Here is a 20,567-nt window from a genome sequence, read left to right on the forward strand (position 1 = left end):
CGCCCGCAAGGCACCGCCGGGCCTCACCAGAACTCACCCTGAGGATCGCTGCATGCCTGGCATCACGCGCGAGGAGGTCGCCCACCTCGCCCGGCTGTCGCGTCTTGAGCTGAAGCCCGAAGAGCTGGACCACTTCGCCGAGCAGCTCGACGTGATCATCGGCGCGGTCGCCCGCGTTTCCGAGGTCGCCGGACAGGACGTCCCGCCGACCTCCCACCCGCTGCCGCTGACCAACGTCATGCGCGCGGACGAGGTGCGGCCCTCGCTCACTGCGGAGCAGGCGCTGTCCGGCGCCCCCGCCGCCGAGGACCAGCGTTTCCGTGTGCCGCAGATCCTCGGGGAGGACTGACCGAGATGACCGAGCCGATTCGTACTCCCATCATCAAGTGGGGCGCCGCCGAGACCGCGGGCGCCATCGCCAAGGGCGAGGTGTCGGCCGTCGAGGTCGCGCAGGCGCACCTGGACCGCATCGACGCCGTCGACAAGAAGGTCAACGCCTTCCTGCACGTCGACACCGAGGGCGCGCTGGCCGCCGCCAGGGCCGTCGACGAGAAGCGCGCCAAGGGCGAGGAGCTGGGCCCGCTGGCCGGCGTCCCGCTCGCGCTGAAGGACGTCTTCACCACCAAGGGCGTCCCGACCACCTGCGGTTCCAAGATGCTCGAAGGCTGGATCCCGCCGTACGACGCCACCCTGACCACGCGTCTCAAGGACGCCGGCGTCGTCATCCTCGGCAAGACCAACATGGACGAGTTCGCGATGGGCTCCTCCACCGAGAACTCCGCCTACGGCCCGACCGGCAACCCGTGGGACCTCACCCGCATCCCCGGCGGCTCCGGCGGCGGTTCGGCCGCCGCGCTGGCCGCCTTCGAGGCCCCGCTGGCGATCGGCACCGACACCGGCGGCTCGATCCGCCAGCCCGGCGCCGTCACCGGCACCGTCGGCGTCAAGCCGACCTACGGCTCGGTGTCCCGCTACGGCCTGGTCGCCTTCTCCAGCAGCCTGGACCAGGGCGGCCCGTGCGCCCGCAGCGTGCTGGACGCGGCGCTGCTGCACGAGGCCATCGCCGGCCACGACCCGCTGGACTCCACCTCGATCGACGCGCCGGTCCCGGCCGTGGTCGAGGCCGCGCGGATGCGAGACGTCCGCGGCATGCGGATCGGCGTCGTCAAGGAGTTCTCCGGCGAGGGCTACCAGGCCGGCGTGATGCAGCGCTTCGACGAGTCGGTGGAGCTGCTGCGCGAGCTGGGCGCCGAGGTCGTCGAGGTCTCCTGCCCGTCGTTCACCCTGGCGCTGCCGGCGTACTACCTGATCGCGCCCAGCGAGTGCTCCTCCAACCTGGCCCGCTTCGACGCGATGCGCTACGGCCTGCGGGTCGGCGACGACGGCAGCCGCTCGGCCGAGGAGGTCACCGCGCTGACCCGCGAGGCCGGCTTCGGCGACGAGGTCAAGCGCCGCATCATCCTGGGCACCTACGCCCTGTCCTCGGGCTACTACGACGCCTACTACGGCTCGGCCCAGAAGGTCCGCACGCTCATCTCGCGCGACTTCGACGCCGCCTTCGCCGGCGTGGACGTGCTGGTCTCGCCGACCACGCCGACCACCGCCTTCCCGATCGGCGAGCGCGCCGACGACCCGATGGCGATGTACCTGGCCGACCTGTGCACGATTCCGTCGAACCTGGCGGGCAACGCGGCCATGTCGCTGCCGGTCGGCCTGGCCCCGGAGGACAATCTCCCGGTCGGCCTGCAGATCATCGCACCCGCGATGGCGGACGACCGCCTGTACCGCGTGGGCGGCGCCGTCGAGGCCGCACTCAACGACAAGTGGGGGCACACCCTGCTGGAGGAGGCACCGGCACTGTGAGCAAGATCGAGAAGGCGAAGTCCCCCGGCTCCCTGAAGGGCTTCAAGCACTCCAAGCCCGGCCTGTGGCTGTCCATCGGCACCAGCGCCTTCGGCGCCATCTCCATCGCCAAGGACGTCCGCAGGGCGCGCGACGAGAGCGACACCCTCAAGCTGGTCAACGCCCTGGTCGGCGCCGCCGCGCTGGTCACCGGCACCGCCCTGCTGGTGCGCGAACTGCGCCGGCTGGGCTCCGACGACGTGCTGCTGGGCTGAGCTGAGCGCCCAGGCCCGGCCCCGCGCCAGCGGCGGCCGGGCCCGTACCTCCGAAGTCTTTTGAGTGAAGGGACGCTGTGAGCGTCATGACCCTGGTCTCCTACGAGGACGCTCTGGCGTCGTACGACCCGGTGATGGGCCTTGAGGTCCACGTCGAGCTCGGTACCAAGACCAAGATGTTCTGCGGCTGCTCGACCGAACTGGGCGCCGAGCCGAACAGCCAGACCTGCCCGACCTGCCTGGGCCTGCCCGGCTCGCTGCCGGTGGTCAACGCGGTCGGCGTCGAGTCGGCCGTCAAGATCGGCCTGGCGCTGAACTGCGAGATCGCCGAGTGGTGCCGGTTCGCGCGGAAGAACTACTTCTACCCGGACATGCCCAAGAACTTCCAGACCTCGCAGTACGACGAGCCGATCGCCTTCAACGGCTACCTCGACGTGCAGCTGGAGGACGGTTCGACCTTCCGCGTGGAGATCGAGCGCGCCCACATGGAGGAGGACACCGGCAAGTCCAGCCACGTCGGTGGCGCGACCGGCCGCATCCACGGCGCCACCCACTCGCTGCTCGACTACAACCGGGCCGGCATCCCGCTGATCGAGATCGTCACCAAGCCGATCGAGGGCGCCGGAGACCGCGCGCCCGAGGTCGCCAAGGCGTACGTCGCCGAGCTGCGCGAGGTCATCCGCTCGCTCGGCGTCTCCGAGGCCCGGATGGACAAGGGCCAGATGCGCTGCGACGTCAACCTGTCGCTGCGCCCGAACGGCACCTCGACGTTCGGCACCCGCTCGGAGACCAAGAACGTCAACTCGCTGCGCAGCGTGGAGCGGGCCGCCCGGTTCGAGATCCAGCGGCACGCGACCGTCCTGACCGACGGCGGCACCATCGTCCAGGAGACCCGCCACTTCCACGAGGACAACGGCACCACCACCTCGGGCCGGATCAAGGACAACGCCGAGGACTACCGCTACTTCCCCGAGCCGGACCTGGTGCCGGTGGCCCCCTCCCGCGAGTGGGTCGAGGAACTGCGCGCCGCCCTGCCCGAGCTGCCGCGGGTGCGCCGCGCCCGGCTGCAGGCCGAGTGGGGCCTGTCCGACAAGGACATGCAGTCGGTGCTGAACGCGGGCGCGGTCGCCCCGATCCAGGAGACCATCGCGGCCGGTGCCCCGGCCGACCAGGCCCGCAAGTGGTGGATGGGCGAGCTGGCCCGTCGCGCCAACGAGACCGGCACCGAGCTGAGCGAGCAGCCGATCACCCCGGTGCAGGTCGCCCGGGTCGCCGCGCTGGTCGCCGAGGGCAAGCTGAACGACAAGCTGGCCCGCCAGGTCATCGAGGGCGTGCTGGCCGGCGAGGGCGAGCCGGACGAGATCGTCGAGAAGCGCGGCCTGGCCGTGGTCTCGGACGACTCCGCGCTGGGCGCCGCCGTCGACCAGGCCATCGCCGAGAACGAGGGCATCGCCGCCAAGATCCGCGACGGCAAGGTCCAGGCCGTGGGCGCGCTGGTCGGCGCGGTCATGAAGGCCACCCGCGGCCAGGCCGACGCCGCCCGCGTGAAGGACCTGATCCTGGAGCGGCTGGGCGTGGAAGGTCAGTAGGCACGGGAAGTCGAGGGCGCCTAGGCCGTCAGGCCTGCCTTCCTAAGGCATCTAAGGCATCTAAGGCCCTCTAAGTAAGGCTTAAGGCCCAGTCTCACCTCTGTATTGGGGTGAGGCCGGGCCTTAAACCTTTTCCTGGCCCAGAACTAAGGCATCCGGGCCCCGGAAGATCGGGCACGCTCCCGATGCCGCACCCCCCACTGGGAGAGGAAGCTCTTACCTGTCAGCGAAACGCAGTGAGAGACCCGCAGGGGGAACCAAGTGATCGAGTACCAGACCTTCCAGCAACAGGCCCACGAGCTCGTGGCCCGCGCCGAGCACGAGCGCCTGGTGCGCGAGGCCAAGGAGGCCGGCCGTCTGCGGCAGCGCCCGGTGGCCGCCCGCTTCTCGCGGCGCCCCGTGCGTCGGCCCGAATGCTGACGGTGCGGCACCAGGACGGTGCCGACGGAGTTCCGGAGGGGGAGACGCTGCGAGTGAGCGTCTCCCCCTCCGGGCGTTCGCCGGGGGAGATATCCCCTCGGCCGGCCCCCACCGGCTATGGCATGCTCGCCTCCATGCAGCAGATATCGGTCAGCCCCGTCTTCGTCGGCCGTGGCAGCGAGATCACCGAACTGACCGACGCGCTGCGCCGGGCGGGCACCGGCAGCCCGCAGGCCGTCCTCATCGGCGGCGAGGCCGGCGTCGGCAAGACCCGGCTGCTGGAGGAGTTCCTGCAGCGCGCCGCCGACCGCGGCGCGGTCACCTCACTCGGCGGCTGTCTGGAAGTCGGCGCCGAAGGCCTGCCCTATGCGCCGCTGGCCGCCGCACTGCGCCGGCTGCACCGCTCGCTGGGCACCGAGTTCGAGGCCGCCGCGGCCGGCAGCGAGGGCCACCTCGCCCGACTGCTCTCCGAATTCGGAGAAGCGGACGGCGAACCCAACGACGAGTACGGCCGGGCCCGGCTGTTCGAGCACACCGCAAGGCTGTTCGAACGGCTCGGCGCGGAGCGTACCCTCGTCCTCGCCGTCGAGGACCTGCACTGGTCCGACCGCTCCACCCGCGAACTGCTCGCCTTCCTGGTGCGCACCCTGCACCGCTCCCGGGTGCTGCTGATCGCCACCTACCGCAGCGACGACCTGCACCGCCGGCACCCGCTGCGCCCCTTCCTCGCCGAGCTCGAACGGCTGCGCACCGTCCAGCGGCTGGAGCTGGCGCGGTTCGACCGCCGCGAGGTGGCCGCCCAGCTGGCCGGCATCCTCGGCACCGCCGCCCCCGACCGCCAGCTGGTGGACCGGATCCACCGCCGCTCGGAGGGCAACCCGTTCTTCGTCGAGGAACTGGCCACCGCCTTCCACGACGGCTGCGGCGCCGGACTGACCGACTCGCTGCGGGACATCCTGCTGGTGCGGGTCGAGGGCCTGGAGGAGGAGACCCAGCGGGTGGTGCGGATCGCCGCCGAGGGCGGCTCGCACGTCGAACACGCCCTGCTGGCGGCCGTCCTGGACGACGACGAGGAGGCGCTGATCGAGGCGCTGCGCTCGGCCGTCGGCGCCAACATCCTGCGCCCGGACAGCGAGGGCGAGGGCTACCGGTTCCGGCACGCGCTGGTCCGCGAGGCGGTCTCGGACGACCTGCTGCCCGGCGAACGCCACCGGATCAACCGCAAGTTCGCGCTCGCCGTGGAGGCCCAGCCGCAACTGCTCTCCTCCGATGCGCTGCCGGCCCGGCTGGCCAACTACTGGTACCACGCGCACGACCCGGCCCGGGCCCTGCCGACCGCCCTGGACGCCGCCCGCGCGGCCCGCCGCCGCAACGCCTTCGCCGAGCAGCTGGGCATGCTGGAACGGGCCCTGGAACTGTGGGACATGGTCTCCGAGGACGTGCTGGCGCACACCCTGCGCCCGTACGACTGGGCCGAGACCTACCCGCCCGGCTCCTGCGACCACAGCACCGCCGACGAGGAGTGCAGCCGGATCCAGCTGGAGGACGTGCTCGCCGAGGCGGTGGTCGCGGCCCGGCGCTGCGGCGACCGCGAGCGCGGCCTGAGCCTGGCCAAGCGCGGGCTGCGGCTGGTCGACGAGACGGTGCACCCGGTGCGCGCGGCCTGGTTCCGGATCAACCGGGCCCGGATGCTGGGCAGCCTGCGCCGCTCCGGCGACGAGGAGGAGATCGGCCACGCGCTGCGACTGGTCGAGCAGTTGCCGCCGTCCGCCGTCCAGGCCGAGGTGCTCGCGCTCGGCGCCGGCTCGGCGATGCTCAAGAAGCCCGGCGTCGAGCACCTCGAACTCGCCGAGCGCGCGATCCGGATCGCCGAGGAGGTCGGCGCGCACTCGGTCGAGGTGCACGCCCGGATGACCCTCGCCGGCCTGCGCTACGACGTGCACGGCGACGCCGAGGGCGGGCTGACCGAACTCGCCGGGGCGGTCGAGCGGGCCCGCCGGCTGGGCGTGCCCGACCTGCTGCTGCGCGGCATCAACAACCTGGCCAGCATGCAGCGCGGGCTGGGCCGGGCCGAGGCCGCCGTACGGCTGGCCCGCGAGGGCCTGGAGTTCGCGGACGGCAACGGCCTGCTGCGCAACATCGGCACCATCCTGACCGGCAACCTGGTCGAGGCGCTGACCGACCTCGGGCGGGTCCGGGAGGCCGCCGAGGTGCTCGCCGCCTGCGAACTGACCAGCCTGAGCGGCACCCACGCCGAGTTCCTGGACCGGATGCGCGGCGAACTCGCCCTGCTGCAGGGCGACCTGCCCACCGCGGCGACCATGCTGGCGCAGGCCCGGTCGGCCAACCGGGTCGGGCAGGTCCAGCACAGCGTGCCGATCAGCCGGCTGGCGGTGCGGCTCGCCGCGCTCGGCGGCCGGCCGCTGGAAGCCCGGGCCGAACTGCTCGCCGCGCTGGCGGAGGGCGGCCGGCTCGGCCACGAGTCCGACGTCTACCCGCTGCTCACCGAGGCCGCCGGGGTGGAGGCCGACACCCGGGGCCTGCCGGAGGCCGAGGCGGGCCGGGCCGGGGCGCTGGCCGCGATCGCCGCGGCGGCCGACGGGCTGCGACCCAGGGCGCCGCTGCACCACGGCTGGGCCCGGCTGCTGGAGGCCGAACTGGCCCGCGCCGCGGGCGCCGACGACCCCGGGCAGTGGACCGCCGCCGTCGAGGCGCTGCGGCCGACCGGCCTGCCCTACCCGCTGGCGCTGGCCCTGCTGCGGGCCGGCGAGGCCGAGGTGCAGGCGGGCCGGCGCGAGGCCGGGGCCGAACTGCTGCGCGAGGCGGCCGAACTGGCGGCCGTACGGGACGACCGCATGCTGGGGGCGCAGGTCGCGGGCCTCGCCGAGCGGGCCGGGCTGAGCCTCGCCCCCGCCGAGCGCGCGGCGGCGGTGCCGGCCCAGGCGGTCTCCGTCGGGGACTCCTTCAACCTCACCCCCCGTGAGCGGGACGTGCTCCGGTTGCTCGCGCGGGGCTGGACCAACCGGCAGATCGCCGAGGAGCTGTACATCTCCCCGAAGACCGCGAGCGTGCACGTCTCCAACATCCTGGGCAAGCTCGCGGTCGGCGGCCGGGGCGAGGCCGCCGCACTGGCGCACCGGTTGCGGCTGTTCCCGGACGACCTGGCGCCGTCCGGCCGCTGAGACCGCGCCCCTGAGCCGGGCCGGACCGCCGCCGGGCGGCCGGTCCCGGCGGGCCGGGCGCCGCCGCGTGCTCCCGTGCGCGCCGCGTGTGCCCCCGCCCGCGCGCCGCCGCCAACCGGGCCGATCCGTCGGAATCCGGAGCGAGCCCCCACTCCCGCACCATTACTCTAAGTTGAGTGTGCGTGTCATTGAGTGACGGAATTGGTGTAGGGTCCATTTCGGGAGCATCGGTACGGTGCGGCGACCGACCGGCCGCCCACCCCCTGGGCCGCCGTCCTGACGGGGCGCCAGGCCGCCGCGTACGGCCGAGAGGTGCGCGGCCGGTGGCCCGTGGTCGGGGCGCGAGGCCCCGGGCCGGAGGGGGAGAGGCCGAGTGAGCTCCACCGATACGGTGCTGCCCGGAGCCGGACGCCCGGGTGCACCACCCGCCGACACGTCCGCCGTCGACACCATGCCCGCGCCCGTCGAGCGCGGCCCGCTGCGCCGGTTCCTGGAGAGCCGCGCCCTGCCGGGACTCGCCCTGGGGGCACTCTGCCTGGCCTACGCCATGGGTGCCGCCGCAGGCTGGGGATCCACCCAACTGTCCATCTTCATGGGGGACTTCGGACTGGCCGCTGCGGCCCTCGCGGCCTCGCTGTCCTGCCTGGTGTACGGCTGCACGGTCGGCGGGCACGCCCGCCCGGCCTGGCTGCTGTTCGGTCTCTCCTCGCTCATGGTCGCCCTCGGCAACGGCACCTGGGGCTGGTACGAGCTGGTCGTGCGCACCCCGCTGCCCCGGGACTCGCTCGCCGACTTCGCCTTCCTGCTGTTCGCGCCGCTCGCCATCACTGGCGTCCTGGTGCTCGCCCAGCGCCCGCGCTCCGCGGCCGGCTGGCTGTGCCTGCTGCTCGACGGCTGGCTGATCGCCGGCTCGCTGTTCACCCTCAGCTGGAGCCTGGCGCTCGGCCGGATCGCGGCGGGCGAGGACGGATCCCCGCTGCGGCTGGCGCTCAACCTGGGCTACCCGGTGCTGGACATCCTGCTGGTCAGCCTGGTGGTCGGACTGCGCTTCGGCGGCCGGGACGGCAACCGGGCGGCGGTGCACACCGCGATGCTGGCGCTCGCCGTCACCGTGCTGTGCGACGCCCTGTTCACCTCCCCGGGGCTGCGCAGCAGCTACCACTCCGGCGAACTGCTGGACGCCGGCTGGTTCTCCGGCAGCCTGCTGCTGGCCTGGGCGCCGTGGTCGACGCGATGGCGCCGTCCGCTGCGCGAACACCCCTCGGCCGGCGGTCTGCCGCGCCGCCGGGTGGCCACCACCTTCAGCGCGCTGACCCCGTACGCGGCCGCCGCTGTCTGCACCGCCGGAATCCTCTACAACGCCCTCGGCGGGCGCGCACTGGACCGCGTGGTGGCCGCGGCCGCGTGCACCGTCGGGCTGGCACTGATCCTCAGGCAAGGCGTGATGCTGCTCGACAACCTGTCGCTGGCCCAGGAACTCGCCCACAAGGAGGCGCACTTCCGCTCCCTGGTACAGGGGTCCAGCGACGTCATCATGATCGCCGGTGCGAACGGCGTGCTCTCCTACGTCTCCCCGGCCGCGCTCGGCGTGTACGGGCGGGACCCGGAGGAACTGGTCGGCGGGAACCTGCTGGACCTGGTCCACGCCGAGGACGTCGACCGGGTGCTCTCCGAGGTCCGCCGCTACCTCGCACGGGTCCGGCTCACCACCCACCGCACCCCGGGCACCGCCGAGCCCTCCGCCCGGGTGGAGTGCCGGATCAGCTCCGGCGGCGGCGAGTGGCTGCACGTCGAGTCCACGGTCAGCCGGCACCGCGACGGGCTGCTGCTCAACAGCCGGGACGTCACCGAACGCGTCATGCTCCAGGCCCAGTTGCAGCACAACGCCTTCCACGACCCGCTCACCGACCTGCCCAACCGGGCGCTGTTCGCCCAGCGGCTGCGGGCCGCCCTCGGCGCCCGCGGCCAGCAGGGCGGGACCGGCGCCGGGATCGCCGTGCTCTTCCTCGACCTGGACGGCTTCAAGGCGGTCAACGACTCCGCCGGACACCAGGTCGGCGACGAGCTGCTGGTGCAGGCCGCCCGCCGGCTGCAGGGCGCCGTCCGCTGCGGCGACACCGTCGCCCGGTTCGGCGGCGACGAGTTCGCGGCGCTGGTCTGCGGGCCGCTCGGCCGCCTCCAGGTCCAGGAGCTGGCCGACCGGCTGCGCGTCGCGCTCTCCGAGCCGTACTGGATCGGCGGCGCCGAACTCGGCGTCGCCGCCAGCATCGGCATCGCCTTCGGCACCCCCGAACGCGGCCCCGCCGCCGACCCCAGAACCGCCGCCGACGAGCTGATGCGCAACGCCGACCTCGCGATGTACCGCGCGAAGTCCGAGGGCAAGGGCCGGGTGGTGCTCTACACCCCCGCGATGCGGGCCGACCTGGAGCGCCGCACCGAGCTGGAGGAACGACTCGGACTGGCCGTCCGCGAAGGCGGCTTCACCCTGCTCCACCAGCCCGTGGTGGACCTCGCCGACGGCGCGGTGACCGGCATCGAGGCGCAGCCCCGCTGGCGCTCCGCGGGCGGCCTGCTGCTCACCCCGGCCGAGTTCCTGCGCTCCGCCGAGCACGGCGACTCGGCCACCCGGTTCTCCCGCTGGCTGGTCCAGGAGGCGGCCGCCGCGGCCGCCGCCCGGCGCGGCCGGCCCGGCCGGGGCCACGGAGCGCCGGAGCCCGTCCCGGTGGCCGTGCGGCTCTGCGCCGAGCGGCTCTGCTCGCCCGGCCTGTACGAGACGGTGGCCGCCGCGCTGCGCGACAGCGGGCTGCCGCCCGGCGAGCTGGTGATCGAGGTGTCCCGGATGGGGCCGGACTCGCTCGCCGACGAGCTCGGCCGGCGGCTGGCCGCGCTGCGCCGGCTCGGCGTCTCCACCTGGCTGGCCGGATACGGCGCCGGCAGCGGCTCGCTCGGCGCCCTCGCCCGGCTGCCCCTGGACGGTCTCAAGCTGGACCGCGCGCTGGTCCAGGACCTCGGCGAGTCCTCGCTCGCCCGCACGCTCGCCGGGCACGCCCTGCGGCTCGGCCGCGACCTCGGGATGGCCACCGCCGCCGAGGGGGTGGACCTGCCCCGCCAGGTCACCGTGCTGCAGGAGCTGGGCTGCGGGCAGGCCCAGGGCTCGGCCTTCGCCCCGCCGCTGGACGAGCCCCGGCTGCGCCGCGCGCTGGCCCGCCGCGGCTACCCGCTGCCGAAGCCCCCCGCCCCACTCCCCACCCGTCGCGGGTACCTGGCCGCCGACACCCGGACGAGTGGCCGGACGGACGCCGGGCCGGGATGTGTCGCACATCACCACGGTGGCTCTGACCTGCCCGAACACCGGGCCGCCGGCGGTCCGGCAGGCGGTCCGCATGGCGAGACGGTCATCCCACCTGCTTGACACGCCACCCCGGACGGGAGGATGGTCGTTGCCATGCGCACCCGAATTCTCGTACTTGGCGGGCGCGTCGGCTGACAGGGCTCGCACGCCCTGCTCGTGACAGACCGACGCGCCACCCCTCGCATGCCCTTGGGCACGAGGGGTTTTTTGTTGCACTGACGCTGTTCCACCCCCGCAAGACCCCTGGCCTCGGCCGCCCGAGAACGTCGCTCCGACGGATCGAGCGGGAGGATTGAGGCAGAGCCGGCGATCGACCCGGACCGGGACCCCACCCTCGCAGCACCGGGGCCCGCAGCCGGGTCGGCAAGAACCGAGAAGAGACAGGCAGATGACCGAGCACGCCGCATCCCCCCGCCGCGGGGACAACCCGGCCGCCAACGCTCCCGCTCCCCAGCACGTCGTCGAGACCATGACCGGCGCCCAGTCGCTCATCCGCTCCCTGGAGGCCGTGGGCGCGGACACCGTCTTCGGCATCCCGGGCGGGGCCATCCTTCCCGCGTACGACCCGCTGATGGATTCGGCCAAGGTGCGCCACATCCTGGTCCGTCACGAGCAGGGCGCCGGCCACGCCGCCACCGGGTACGCCCAGGCCACCGGCAAGGTCGGGGTCTGCATGGCCACCTCCGGGCCGGGCGCGACCAACCTGGTCACCCCGATCGCCGACGCCTACATGGACTCCGTGCCGATGGTCGCGATCACCGGACAGGTCTCCTCCAAGGCGATCGGCACCGACGCCTTCCAGGAGGCGGACATCTGCGGCATCACGATGCCCATCACCAAGCACAACTACCTGGTCACCGACCCCGCCGAGATCCCCCGGGTGATCGCCGAGGCCTTCCACATCGCCGCCACCGGCCGCCCCGGCCCGGTCCTGGTCGACATCGCCAAGGACGCGCTGCAGGCGACCACCACCTTCCGCTGGCCGGTCGAGGCCGCCCTGCCCGGCTACCGGCCGGTCACCAAGCCGCACGCCAAGCAGATCCGCGAGGCCGCGAAGATGCTGGTCGGCGCGAAGCGCCCGGTGCTGTACGTCGGCGGCGGCGTGATCAAGGCGCAGGCCACCGCCGAGCTGCGGATCCTCGCCGAGCTGACCGGCGCGCCCGTGGTCACCACCCTGATGGCGCTCGGCGCCTTCCCGGACAGCCACCCGCAGCACCTGGGCATGCCCGGCATGCACGGCTCCGTCCCGGCCGTCACCGCCCTGCAGAAGTCGGACCTGCTGTTCACCCTCGGCGCCCGCTTCGACGACCGCGTCACCGGCAAGCTGGACAGCTTCGCCCCGTACGCCAAGGTCGTCCACGCCGACATCGACCCGGCCGAGATCGGCAAGAACCGCCCGGCGGACGTGCCGATCGTCGGCGACGCCCGCGAGGTGCTCGCCGACCTGATCGTCGCCGTCCAGGCCGAGTTCGACGCCGGCCACAAGGGCGACTACGCCGAGTGGTGGGAGAAGCTCGACGAGTGGAAGAAGACCTACCCGATCGGCTACGAGCCGGCCCCGAACGGCCAGCTCTCGCCGCAGCAGGTCATCGAGCGGATCGGGAAGCTGGTCGGCCCCGAGGCGATCTACGCCGCGGGCGTGGGCCAGCACCAGATGTGGAGCTCGCAGTTCATCCGGTTCGAGAAGCCCGGCACCTGGCTGAACTCCGGCGGCGCCGGGACCATGGGCTACGCCGTCCCCGCCGCGATGGGCGCCAAGGCCGGCAGCCCGCAGACCCCGGTCTGGGCCATCGACGGCGACGGCTGCTTCCAGATGACCAACCAGGAACTGGTCACCTGCGCCCTGAACGACATCCCGATCAAGGTCGCGGTCATCAACAACGGCTCGCTGGGCATGGTCCGGCAGTGGCAGACGCTGTTCTACAACCAGCGCTACTCCAACACCGTGCTGCACGCCGGCCCGGGCCACGACGGCATCGAGCCGCCGGCCCAGGGCACCCGGATCCCCGACTTCGTCCTGCTGTCCGAGGCGATGGGCTGCGTGGGCCTGCGCTGCGAGCGCCCCGAGGACCTCGACGCGGTCATCAAGCAGGCGATGGAGATCAACGACCGTCCGGTCGTCATCGACTTCATCGTCCACCAGGACGCCATGGTCTGGCCGATGGTCGCGGCCGGGACCAGCAACGACGAGATCCAGTTCGCCAAGGGCGTCCGCCCCGACTTCGGCGACGACTCCGACTGACCCCACCACCAGAGCGACTGAGGAACCACATGTCCAAGCACACCCTCTCCGTCCTGGTCGAGAACAAGCCCGGCGTGCTCGCCCGCATCGCCTCGCTGTTCTCCCGTCGGGGCTTCAACATCGACTCCCTCGCCGTCGGTCCGACCGAGCACCCGGACGTGTCCCGGATGACGATCGTGGTCAACGTCGAGGACCTCCCGCTGGAACAGGTCACCAAGCAGCTCAACAAGCTCGTGAACGTGATAAAGATCGTCGAACTCGACCAGGCCGCTGCGATCCAGCGGGAACTGGTCCTGGTGAAGGTCCGCGCCGACAACGAGACCCGGTCGCAGATCGTCGAGATCGTCCAGCTGTTCCGTGCCAAGACCGTCGACGTGTCGCCCGAAGCGGTGACCATCGAGGCCACCGGCAGTTCGGACAAGCTGGAGGCCATGCTCCGGATGCTGGAGCCTTACGGCATCAAGGAGTTGGTCCAGTCCGGCCTGGTCGCCATCGGCCGCGGCGCCCGTTCCATCACGGACCGGTCGCTGCGCGCGCTCGACCGCAGCGCCTGACCGGCGCGGGACGGCGACCCGCCCGTCTCAAACCCTGAAGCAAAGACCCCACAACCGCCGGGACCGCATACGGTGAATACCGCGTACCCCGGCACCATGATGCAAGGAGATGTGCCCCCGTGGCCGAGCTGTTCTACGAAGACGACGCCGACCTGTCCATCATCCAGGGCCGCAAGGTCGCGGTCATCGGCTACGGCAGCCAGGGCCACGCCCACGCGCTGTCCCTGCGCGACTCCGGCGCCGACGTCCGGGTCGGCCTGAAGCCGGAGTCCAAGTCCCGCGCCAAGGCGGAGGAGGCCGGCCTGCGCGTCGTCACCCCGGCCGAGGCCGCGGCCGAGGCCGACGTCATCATGATCCTGGTCCCGGACCCGATCCAGGCCGACGTCTACGCGGCCGACATCGCCCCGCACCTGAAGTCCGGCGACGCCCTGTTCTTCGGCCACGGCCTGAACATCCGCTTCGGCTTCATCAAGCCCCCGGCGGACGTCGACGTCTGCATGGTCGCCCCGAAGGGCCCGGGCCACCTGGTCCGCCGCCAGTACGAGGAGGGCCGCGGCGTCCCGGCGATCGTCGCCGTCGAGCAGGACGCCACCGGCAAGGCCTTCGACCTGGCGCTGTCGTACGCGAAGGGCCTGGGCGCCACGAAGGCCGGCGTCATCAAGACCACCTTCACCGAGGAGACCGAGACCGACCTGTTCGGTGAGCAGGCCGTCCTCTGCGGTGGCACCGCCGCCCTGGTGAAGGCCGGGTTCGAGACCCTGGTCGAGGCCGGCTACCAGCCGGAGATCGCCTACTTCGAGTGCCTGCACGAGCTGAAGCTCATCGTCGACCTGATGTACGAGGGCGGCCTGGAGAAGATGCGCTGGTCGGTCTCCGAGACCGCCGAGTGGGGCGACTACGTCACCGGCCCGCGCATCATCACCGCCGACACCAAGGCCGAGATGAAGAAGGTCCTCGCCGAGATCCAGGACGGCACCTTCGCCAACACCTGGATCGCCGAGTACAAGGCGGGCCTGCCGAAGTACAACGAGTACAAGAAGGCCGACGAGGACCACCTGCTGGAGACCACCGGCAAGAAGCTGCGTTCGCTGATGAGCTGGGTCAACGAGAAGGCCTGAGCCTCCGCGGGCCGTTCGCGTGGCCCGGTTCCGCAACTGCCTTGTACAAGTAGGCTGCTCCCGTCCGGGTGATTTCGCCGGACGGGAGCAGCCTGGCACCCAGCCCGTCGATACACTCCGAGTGCGCGTCAGGCCCACAGCGTCGTGCGTCTACCTACGCGGCATGCCACCTTCCCCCGCCCTTCCACGCCACCTACGTGCCGGGGGAACCGCAGAGTTAAGGACACACTGTCGTGAGCACTGTGACATCCAAGACCGCCGTCGTTCTGATCGCCGAAGAGCTGTCGCCCGCCACCGTCGACGCCCTCGGACCCGACATCGAGATCCGCCACTGCAACGGCGCCGACCGCACCGAGCTGCTCACCGCGATCGCCGACGTCGACGCGATCCTGATCCGCTCCGCCACCAAGGTCGACGCCGAGGCGCTGGCCGCCGCCCGCAAGCTCAAGGTGGTCGCCCGGGCCGGCGTCGGTCTGGACAACGTGGACGTCGCCGCGGCCACCAAGGCCGGTGTGATGGTCGTCAACGCGCCGACCTCCAACATCGTCACCGCCGCCGAACTCGCCTGCGGCCTCCTGATCTCCGTCGCCCGCAACATCGCGCCGGCCAACGCCGCGCTCAAGCAGGGCGAGTGGAAGCGCAACAAGTACACCGGCGTCGAGCTGAGCGAGAAGACCCTCGGCGTCGTCGGCCTCGGCCGGATCGGCGTCCTGGTCGCCCAGCGGATGTCCGCGTTCGGGATGAAGATCGTCGCGTACGACCCCTACATCCAGGCCGCCCGCGCCGCCCAGATGGGCGTCAAGCTGGTCACCCTGGAGGAGCTGCTGGAGGTCTCGGACTTCATCACCGTCCACCTCCCCAAGACCCCCGAGACGATCGGCCTGATCGGCGACGAGGCGCTGCACAAGGTCAAGCCGACCGTGCGCATCGTGAACGCCGCCCGCGGCGGCATCGTGGACGAGGAGGCGCTCGCGAGCGCGCTGCGCGACGGCCGGGTGGCCGGCGCGGGCCTCGACGTGTACGCCAAGGAGCCGTGCACCGACTCCCCGCTGTTCGCCTTCGACAACGTGGTCGCCACCCCGCACCTGGGCGCCTCCACCGACGAGGCGCAGGAGAAGGCGGGCATCGCGGTCGCCAGGTCGGTGCGCCTCGCGCTCGCCGGCGAGCTCGTACCGGACGCCGTGAACGTCCAGGGCGGCGTGATCGCCGAGGACGTCCGTCCGGGCCTGCCGCTGGCCGAGAAGCTCGGCCGGATCTTCACCGCGCTGGCCGGCGAGGTCGCCGTCCGGCTCGACGTCGAGGTCCGCGGCGAGATCACCCAGCACGACGTGAAGGTGCTCGAACTGTCCGCGCTGAAGGGCGTGTTCGAGGACGTGGTGGCGGAGACGGTGTCCTACGTCAACGCCCCGCTGTTCGCCCAGGAGCGCGGTGTCGAGGTCCGTCTGACGACCTCCAGCGAGAGCCCCGAGCACCGCAACGTGATCACTGTGCGCGGCACCCTCGCCAACGGCGAGGAGATCGCCATCTCCGGCACGCTGGCCGGCCCCAAGCAGACCCAGAAGATCGTCGGCGTGGACGCCTTCGACGTGGACGTGGCGCTCACCGACCACATGGCCTTCTTCAAGTACGAGGACCGCCCCGGCGTGGTCGGCGTGCTCGGCCGCCACCTCGGCGACGCCGGCATCAACATCGCCGGCATGCAGGTCGCCCGCGACGGCGACGGCGCGCTGGCCTCCCTCACCGTGGACAGCGAGATCCCGCAGGACGTGCTGTCGGCGATCGCCGCCGAGATCGGCGCCCGCTTCGCGCGCTCGGTCGACCTGGGCTGATCCTCCGGGCCCCGTGCCCGTCGTCCCGCGCAGGGCCCGGACCGCCGATCGATCGGCGGTCCGGGCCCTGCTGCACGTTCCCGGGTGACTCCCGTCTCAGATACTAGGAAATCCGAGTATTCGTGCAGACACGGCCGGAGCCGGGTCGTACCGTGGAAGAGCCATACGGTGTGCCGCCCCTGTAGCCAGGGCGCGCGGCCCGTGTGTGCGTGCGCCCTCACGGGCAGGCGACCCCTGCTCCCGCGCGTTCCATCCCGTCGCCACCGCCACCCTCCCCGGGACGCGCGGCGCCTCCGTCTCCCACCCCCGCGCTCGCCCTCGGCAGCGCCGCTTCCAAGGAGCCAGGTATGCCCCCCACCGCTGACCGCCACGCCGCCACCGCGACCGCCACGACCCCCGTCCGCGCCCCGCGCCGCCGGCGGGCCGCCGAGCGCACCCCCTTCGCCGCCGCCGCCCTGCAGCGCTCGCTGGACCGCCGGGACAACGGCGGCGTGACCGGCCATCACTGACCGGCCACCACTGGGCAGCCACCACTGGGCAGCCACCACTGGGCGGCACCGCGGGTGGCGTTCATCGGCTGACTGGGCCGAACGGGCTGATGGCATGTCACTCCGTAGGGTGCAACCTCGTTCCATTCGAGGGAAGTTGCTCGCCCGGGCCGGCGCGATCATCCTAATTTGGGGCCCCCGGAAGGGTGATCGACGTCTGCGCGGGCGGGCGTCAGCGGCACCGAGTGCGGATCAGTCCCCCCTGCCGGGGGAGAGGGCCCAGTGCGTCTGCCACCCGTCCGCCGACCCTTCGTCCGGATCGGCCTCACCCTGACCCTGCTGGCCGGGAGCGCCGTCCTCGCCGCCACCCCGGCGGCGGGCGGACCACCGACCGCCGGACCACCGTCCGCGGGACCACCGGGGGCCGGTCGAACGGCCTCCGTCCTGCTCGAACTCGGCACCGAGGCGGCCGGCCCCGCCTGGCGGCGCGCCGCCGACGGGGCCCGGCGGGAGCAGCGCCCCCCGGAGGCCGTCCGTCAGGAGGCCGCGCGGGCCGGCGCCGCCCAGCGGGCCCGCGCGGGCGACGCGCTCGACCGGCTCGCCGGCGCCGTCCACCGGGCCGCGCCCGCCGTCCGCGAGCTCTACCGCACCCGCACCCTGCTCACCGGCCTCGCCGTCGAGGCGCCCGCCGACCGGCTGCCCGCGCTGCGGGCGCTGCCCGGCGTCCGGGCCGTCCACCCGATCGTCGCCAAGCGGCGAGACAACGCCCACTCCGTCCCGCTGACCGGCGCCCCGCAGGTCTGGGCCGGCGGCTCCGCACCCGCCGGCAACACCGGGAAGGGCGTGCGGATCGGGATCATCGACAGCGGTATCGACTACACCCACGCCGACTTCGGCGGTCCCGGCACCGAGGAGGCCTTCCGTTCGGTCGAGCGCGGCAAGCCCGCGCCGCCCGCACTGTTCCCCAACGCCAAGGTGATCGGCGGCAAGGACCTGGTCGGCGACGACTACGACCCGGACCCGGCCTCCCCGCACCACCAGCCGGTCCCGCACCCCGGCGACAACCCGCTCGACTGCGTGCGCAACGGGCACGGCACCCACGTCGCCGGCACCGCGGCCGGGTACGGCGTCACCGCCGACGGCCGGCCGTACACCGGCCCGTACGGGCCCGGACTCGACCCGGCCGCGTTCAGGATCGGCCCCGGCGCCGCCCCCGGCGCCCAGCTGTACGCGATCCGGGTGTTCGGCTGCGACGGCTCCACCGACCGGCTCACCGAGGCCCTCGACCTGGCCGCCGACCCGAACGGCGACGGCGACCTGGCCGACCGGCTCGACGTCGTCAACCTCTCGCTCGGCAGCCGCTTCGGCAGCGCCGACGACACCGACGCCCTGGCCGTCGACCGGCTCGCCGCGCTGGGCACCGTCGTGGTCGCGGCCGCGGGCAACGAGGGCGACGTGTACGGCATCGGCGGCAGCCCCGGCACCGCCGCCCGGGCGATCACCGTCGCCGCCTCCGTCCACGGGCACGCCGACGTGGACGGCATCACCGTGCTCGCCCCCGCCGCCCTGGCCGGCATCGTCCCGGCGCACTGGAGCGAGCGCTACCAGGGCTGGGTCGGCGCCGAGGTGAGCGGTGAACTCGCCCTGCCCGCCGACCAGTCGGACGGCTGCACCGCCTTCGGCGAGGCCGACCGGCAGCGGCTGGCCGGGAAGATCGCCGTGCTCGCCTGGACGACCAGGGACGCCGACCGGGCCTGCAACTCCGGCCCGCGCGCCGACCACGCCGCCGATGCGGGCGCGATCGGCGCGCTGTACGCCGCCGACACCGACCACCTCGCCGAGATCGCCGGCGACGACCGCGTCCCGGTCGCCCTGCTGGCCCGCGCCGACGGCGAACGCCTGCGGCAGGCAGCGGCCGCCGGGCGGGTGCGGGTCCGGCTCGCCGCCCCCGGCAACCCGCTGCACGGCTCCGTCGGACAGGACCAGCCGGCCCGGACCGACACCCTCACCGACTTCACCTCGCGCGGCATCGGCGTGCCCGGCGTGGTCAAACCCGACCTGGCGGCGCCCGGCGAGACCATCTGGTCCGCCCTGGTCGGCAGCGGCACCGGGGGGCAGCGCGAGAACGGCACTTCCATGGCCAGCCCGCACGTCGCCGGGCTCGCCGCGCTGGTCCGCGCCGCACACCCGGACTGGCCGGTCGAGCAGGTCAAGGCCGCGCTGATGAACACCACCACGGACACCTACGTCGGCGACGACCACGGCGGGCCGGTCTACGGGCCCGAGCGCACCGGGGCCGGGCGGGTCCGGGTCGACCAGGCGGTCCGCACGCCCGTCGTCGCCTACGCCGCGGGGGAGGGCGCCGAGGAGGGCGGCGTCGGCGTCTCGTTCGGACCGGTCGAAGTCGGCGGGCCGACGGCGCTCACCCGGGAGATCGAGGTCCGCAACCACTCCGACCGGCCGCTGGGCTACCGCACCGGCTACGCGGCGGCCACCGAACTGCCCGGGGCCTCCTTCCGGGTGACCCCGGACCGGGTCGACGTCCCGGCCGGCGGCACCGCGCGGGTGCGGGTGACGCTCTCCGTCCCCGGGCGGCTGGGCCGCGCGCCCGACCCCACCATCGACACCACGCAGGGCGGCAGGGCGCGCAGCTACCGCGGCGAGCTCTCCGGGCGGGTGCTGCTGACACCGGTCGCGGACGCCCTGCCGCAGCTGCGGGTCCCGGTGCTCGCCGCCCCGCGGCCGACGAGCGACCTCGCGGTGACGGCCACCGCCCGCACCGCGCGGGACGGCACCCTCGTCACGCTCGGCGGCAGCTCGGCGCCCGGCGCGGCACCCGGACTGCTCACCGCACTCGCCCTCGGCGGCGAAGGCGCCCGCTGGGCCGACTGCCCGCCCGGCAGCGCCGCCACCCCCGGGCCGGGCGCGGCCACCCCCGGGCCGGGCGCGGGCATCCGGCCCGACGGTGCGGGGGAGGGCACCGACCCCGCGCAGGACCTCTGCGTCGAGCACCCCGCCGAACGGGCCGCGAACCTGCGCGCGGTCGGCGCCGCCGTCGACGCCGACACGCTCTACGTGGGCGTGCAGTCGTGGGCCGCCTCGGCCACCCCGGTCGGGCTGTACGGCGTGCGGGTCGCGCTGGACACCGACGGGGACGGCAGCACCGACGTCATCCTCAAGGCCGACCGGCTGCGCGGCAGCGACGTCCTGGTCTCCCGCGCCCTCGACGCGCGCACCGGGAACGAACTCGACGTCCAGCCGCTCAACGCCCGCTGGGGCGACACCGACACCGCGCTGCTGGACAGCGACGTGGTCGTGCTGCCCGTCCGGCTGAGCGCCCTGCCCGGCGTCGGCCCCGGCCGCAGCACCGTCCACTACGGCGTCTGGACCGGCGTCGCCACCTCCGGCACACCGGACCCGGCCGAGGCCTACGCCGCCATCGGCCTGCGCGGCACCCGGCCGACCGTCCCGCTGGACGTCCTGCACCCGGCCCTCACCGCCCGGGTCGGCCTCACCGGCCCCCCGGCGGTCATGGCGCCCGTCGGCCCGGGCGGCTTCCTCGCCGTGCACCGCACGGCGGGCGGCGGCTCCGGGCTCCTGCTGCTGCACCACCTCAACCGGGGTGAGCGGCGGGCGCAGGTGCTGACCCTGCCCTGACCGGGCGGGCCGGGACCAC

At 73.5% G+C, this 20,567-nt stretch carries 13 protein-coding genes; all 13 read left to right on the forward strand.

Translation table 11 applies throughout. From position 1 onward, the window contains the following. The first annotated feature begins 52 nt into the window (after positions 1-52). The 13 genes from gatC to AB0D10_RS11010 all read left to right on the forward strand — a co-directional run bounded on the left by gatC (position 53) and on the right by AB0D10_RS11010 (position 20,548). Positions 53-349 (forward strand): Asp-tRNA(Asn)/Glu-tRNA(Gln) amidotransferase subunit GatC, encoded by a 297-nt coding sequence (gene gatC / locus AB0D10_RS10950; protein ID WP_360254169.1) that lies wholly within the window; start codon positions 53-55, stop codon positions 347-349. 5 nt (positions 350-354) lie between these two features. Further along, entirely contained in the window at positions 355-1,863 is a 1,509-nt protein-coding gene (gatA, locus tag AB0D10_RS10955) for an Asp-tRNA(Asn)/Glu-tRNA(Gln) amidotransferase subunit GatA (protein ID WP_360254171.1), read from the forward strand. Further along, entirely contained in the window at positions 1,860-2,117 is a 258-nt protein-coding gene (locus AB0D10_RS10960) for a hypothetical protein (protein ID WP_360254173.1), read from the forward strand. Before gatA ends, AB0D10_RS10960 begins: the two co-directional genes overlap by 4 nt. Positions 2,118-2,194: 77 nt before the next feature. After that, complete coding sequence (gene gatB / locus AB0D10_RS10965; protein ID WP_360254175.1) at positions 2,195-3,706, forward strand: Asp-tRNA(Asn)/Glu-tRNA(Gln) amidotransferase subunit GatB; 1,512 nt, start codon at positions 2,195-2,197, stop codon at positions 3,704-3,706. 261 nt (positions 3,707-3,967) lie between these two features. Continuing rightward, entirely contained in the window at positions 3,968-4,126 is a 159-nt protein-coding gene (locus tag AB0D10_RS10970) for a hypothetical protein (RefSeq protein ID WP_360254177.1), read from the forward strand. Between the two features lie 134 nt (positions 4,127-4,260). After that, the gene (locus tag AB0D10_RS10975) at positions 4,261-7,308 is read left to right on the forward strand and encodes an AAA family ATPase (RefSeq protein WP_360254179.1); all 3,048 of its coding nucleotides are present in this window, start codon (positions 4,261-4,263) and stop codon (positions 7,306-7,308) included. Between the two features lie 451 nt (positions 7,309-7,759). Next, positions 7,760-10,720: an EAL domain-containing protein gene (locus AB0D10_RS10980; RefSeq protein WP_360254215.1), complete on the forward strand. Its 2,961-nt coding sequence runs from the start codon at positions 7,760-7,762 to the stop codon at positions 10,718-10,720. 328 nt (positions 10,721-11,048) lie between these two features. Continuing rightward, positions 11,049-12,902 (forward strand): acetolactate synthase large subunit, encoded by a 1,854-nt coding sequence (locus AB0D10_RS10985; RefSeq protein ID WP_360254181.1) that lies wholly within the window; start codon positions 11,049-11,051, stop codon positions 12,900-12,902. A 29-nt stretch (positions 12,903-12,931) separates the two neighbouring features. Next, positions 12,932-13,456, forward strand: a complete 525-nt coding sequence (gene ilvN, locus AB0D10_RS10990) for an acetolactate synthase small subunit (protein WP_030057405.1) — start codon at positions 12,932-12,934, stop codon at positions 13,454-13,456. 119 nt (positions 13,457-13,575) lie between these two features. Next, a complete protein-coding gene (gene ilvC / locus AB0D10_RS10995; protein ID WP_360254183.1) occupies positions 13,576-14,574 on the forward strand; it encodes a ketol-acid reductoisomerase in 999 nt (332 codons plus the stop codon). Positions 14,575-14,816: 242 nt separating this feature from the next. Next, on the forward strand, positions 14,817-16,403 hold the full coding sequence (gene serA, locus AB0D10_RS11000; protein WP_360254217.1) for a phosphoglycerate dehydrogenase: 1,587 nt from the start codon (positions 14,817-14,819) through the stop codon (positions 16,401-16,403). A gap of 347 nt (positions 16,404-16,750) precedes the next feature. Beyond that, positions 16,751-16,912 (forward strand): hypothetical protein, encoded by a 162-nt coding sequence (locus AB0D10_RS11005; RefSeq protein WP_360254185.1) that lies wholly within the window; start codon positions 16,751-16,753, stop codon positions 16,910-16,912. Between the two features lie 261 nt (positions 16,913-17,173). Continuing rightward, positions 17,174-20,548: a S8 family serine peptidase gene (locus AB0D10_RS11010; protein WP_360254187.1), complete on the forward strand. Its 3,375-nt coding sequence runs from the start codon at positions 17,174-17,176 to the stop codon at positions 20,546-20,548. Positions 20,549-20,567 lie beyond the last annotated feature (19 nt).

Source organism: Kitasatospora sp. NPDC048545 (assembly GCF_040651155.1).
GTDB lineage: Bacteria > Actinomycetota > Actinomycetes > Streptomycetales > Streptomycetaceae > Kitasatospora.

Excerpts from the sequence above, each read along its gene's own strand:
- gatC (WP_360254169.1), top strand. The coding sequence starts at position 53 with ATGCCTGGCATCACGCGCGAGGAGGTCGCCCACCTCGCCCGGCTGTCG.
- gatA (WP_360254171.1), top strand. The coding sequence starts at position 355 with ATGACCGAGCCGATTCGTACTCCCATCATCAAGTGGGGCGCCGCCGAG.
- AB0D10_RS10975 (WP_360254179.1), top strand. The coding sequence starts at position 4,261 with ATGCAGCAGATATCGGTCAGCCCCGTCTTCGTCGGCCGTGGCAGCGAG.
- AB0D10_RS10980 (WP_360254215.1), top strand. The coding sequence starts at position 7,760 with ATGCCCGCGCCCGTCGAGCGCGGCCCGCTGCGCCGGTTCCTGGAGAGC.
- AB0D10_RS10985 (WP_360254181.1), top strand. The coding sequence starts at position 11,049 with ATGACCGAGCACGCCGCATCCCCCCGCCGCGGGGACAACCCGGCCGCC.
- ilvN (WP_030057405.1), top strand. The coding sequence starts at position 12,932 with ATGTCCAAGCACACCCTCTCCGTCCTGGTCGAGAACAAGCCCGGCGTG.
- AB0D10_RS11005 (WP_360254185.1), top strand. The coding sequence starts at position 16,751 with ATGCCCCCCACCGCTGACCGCCACGCCGCCACCGCGACCGCCACGACC.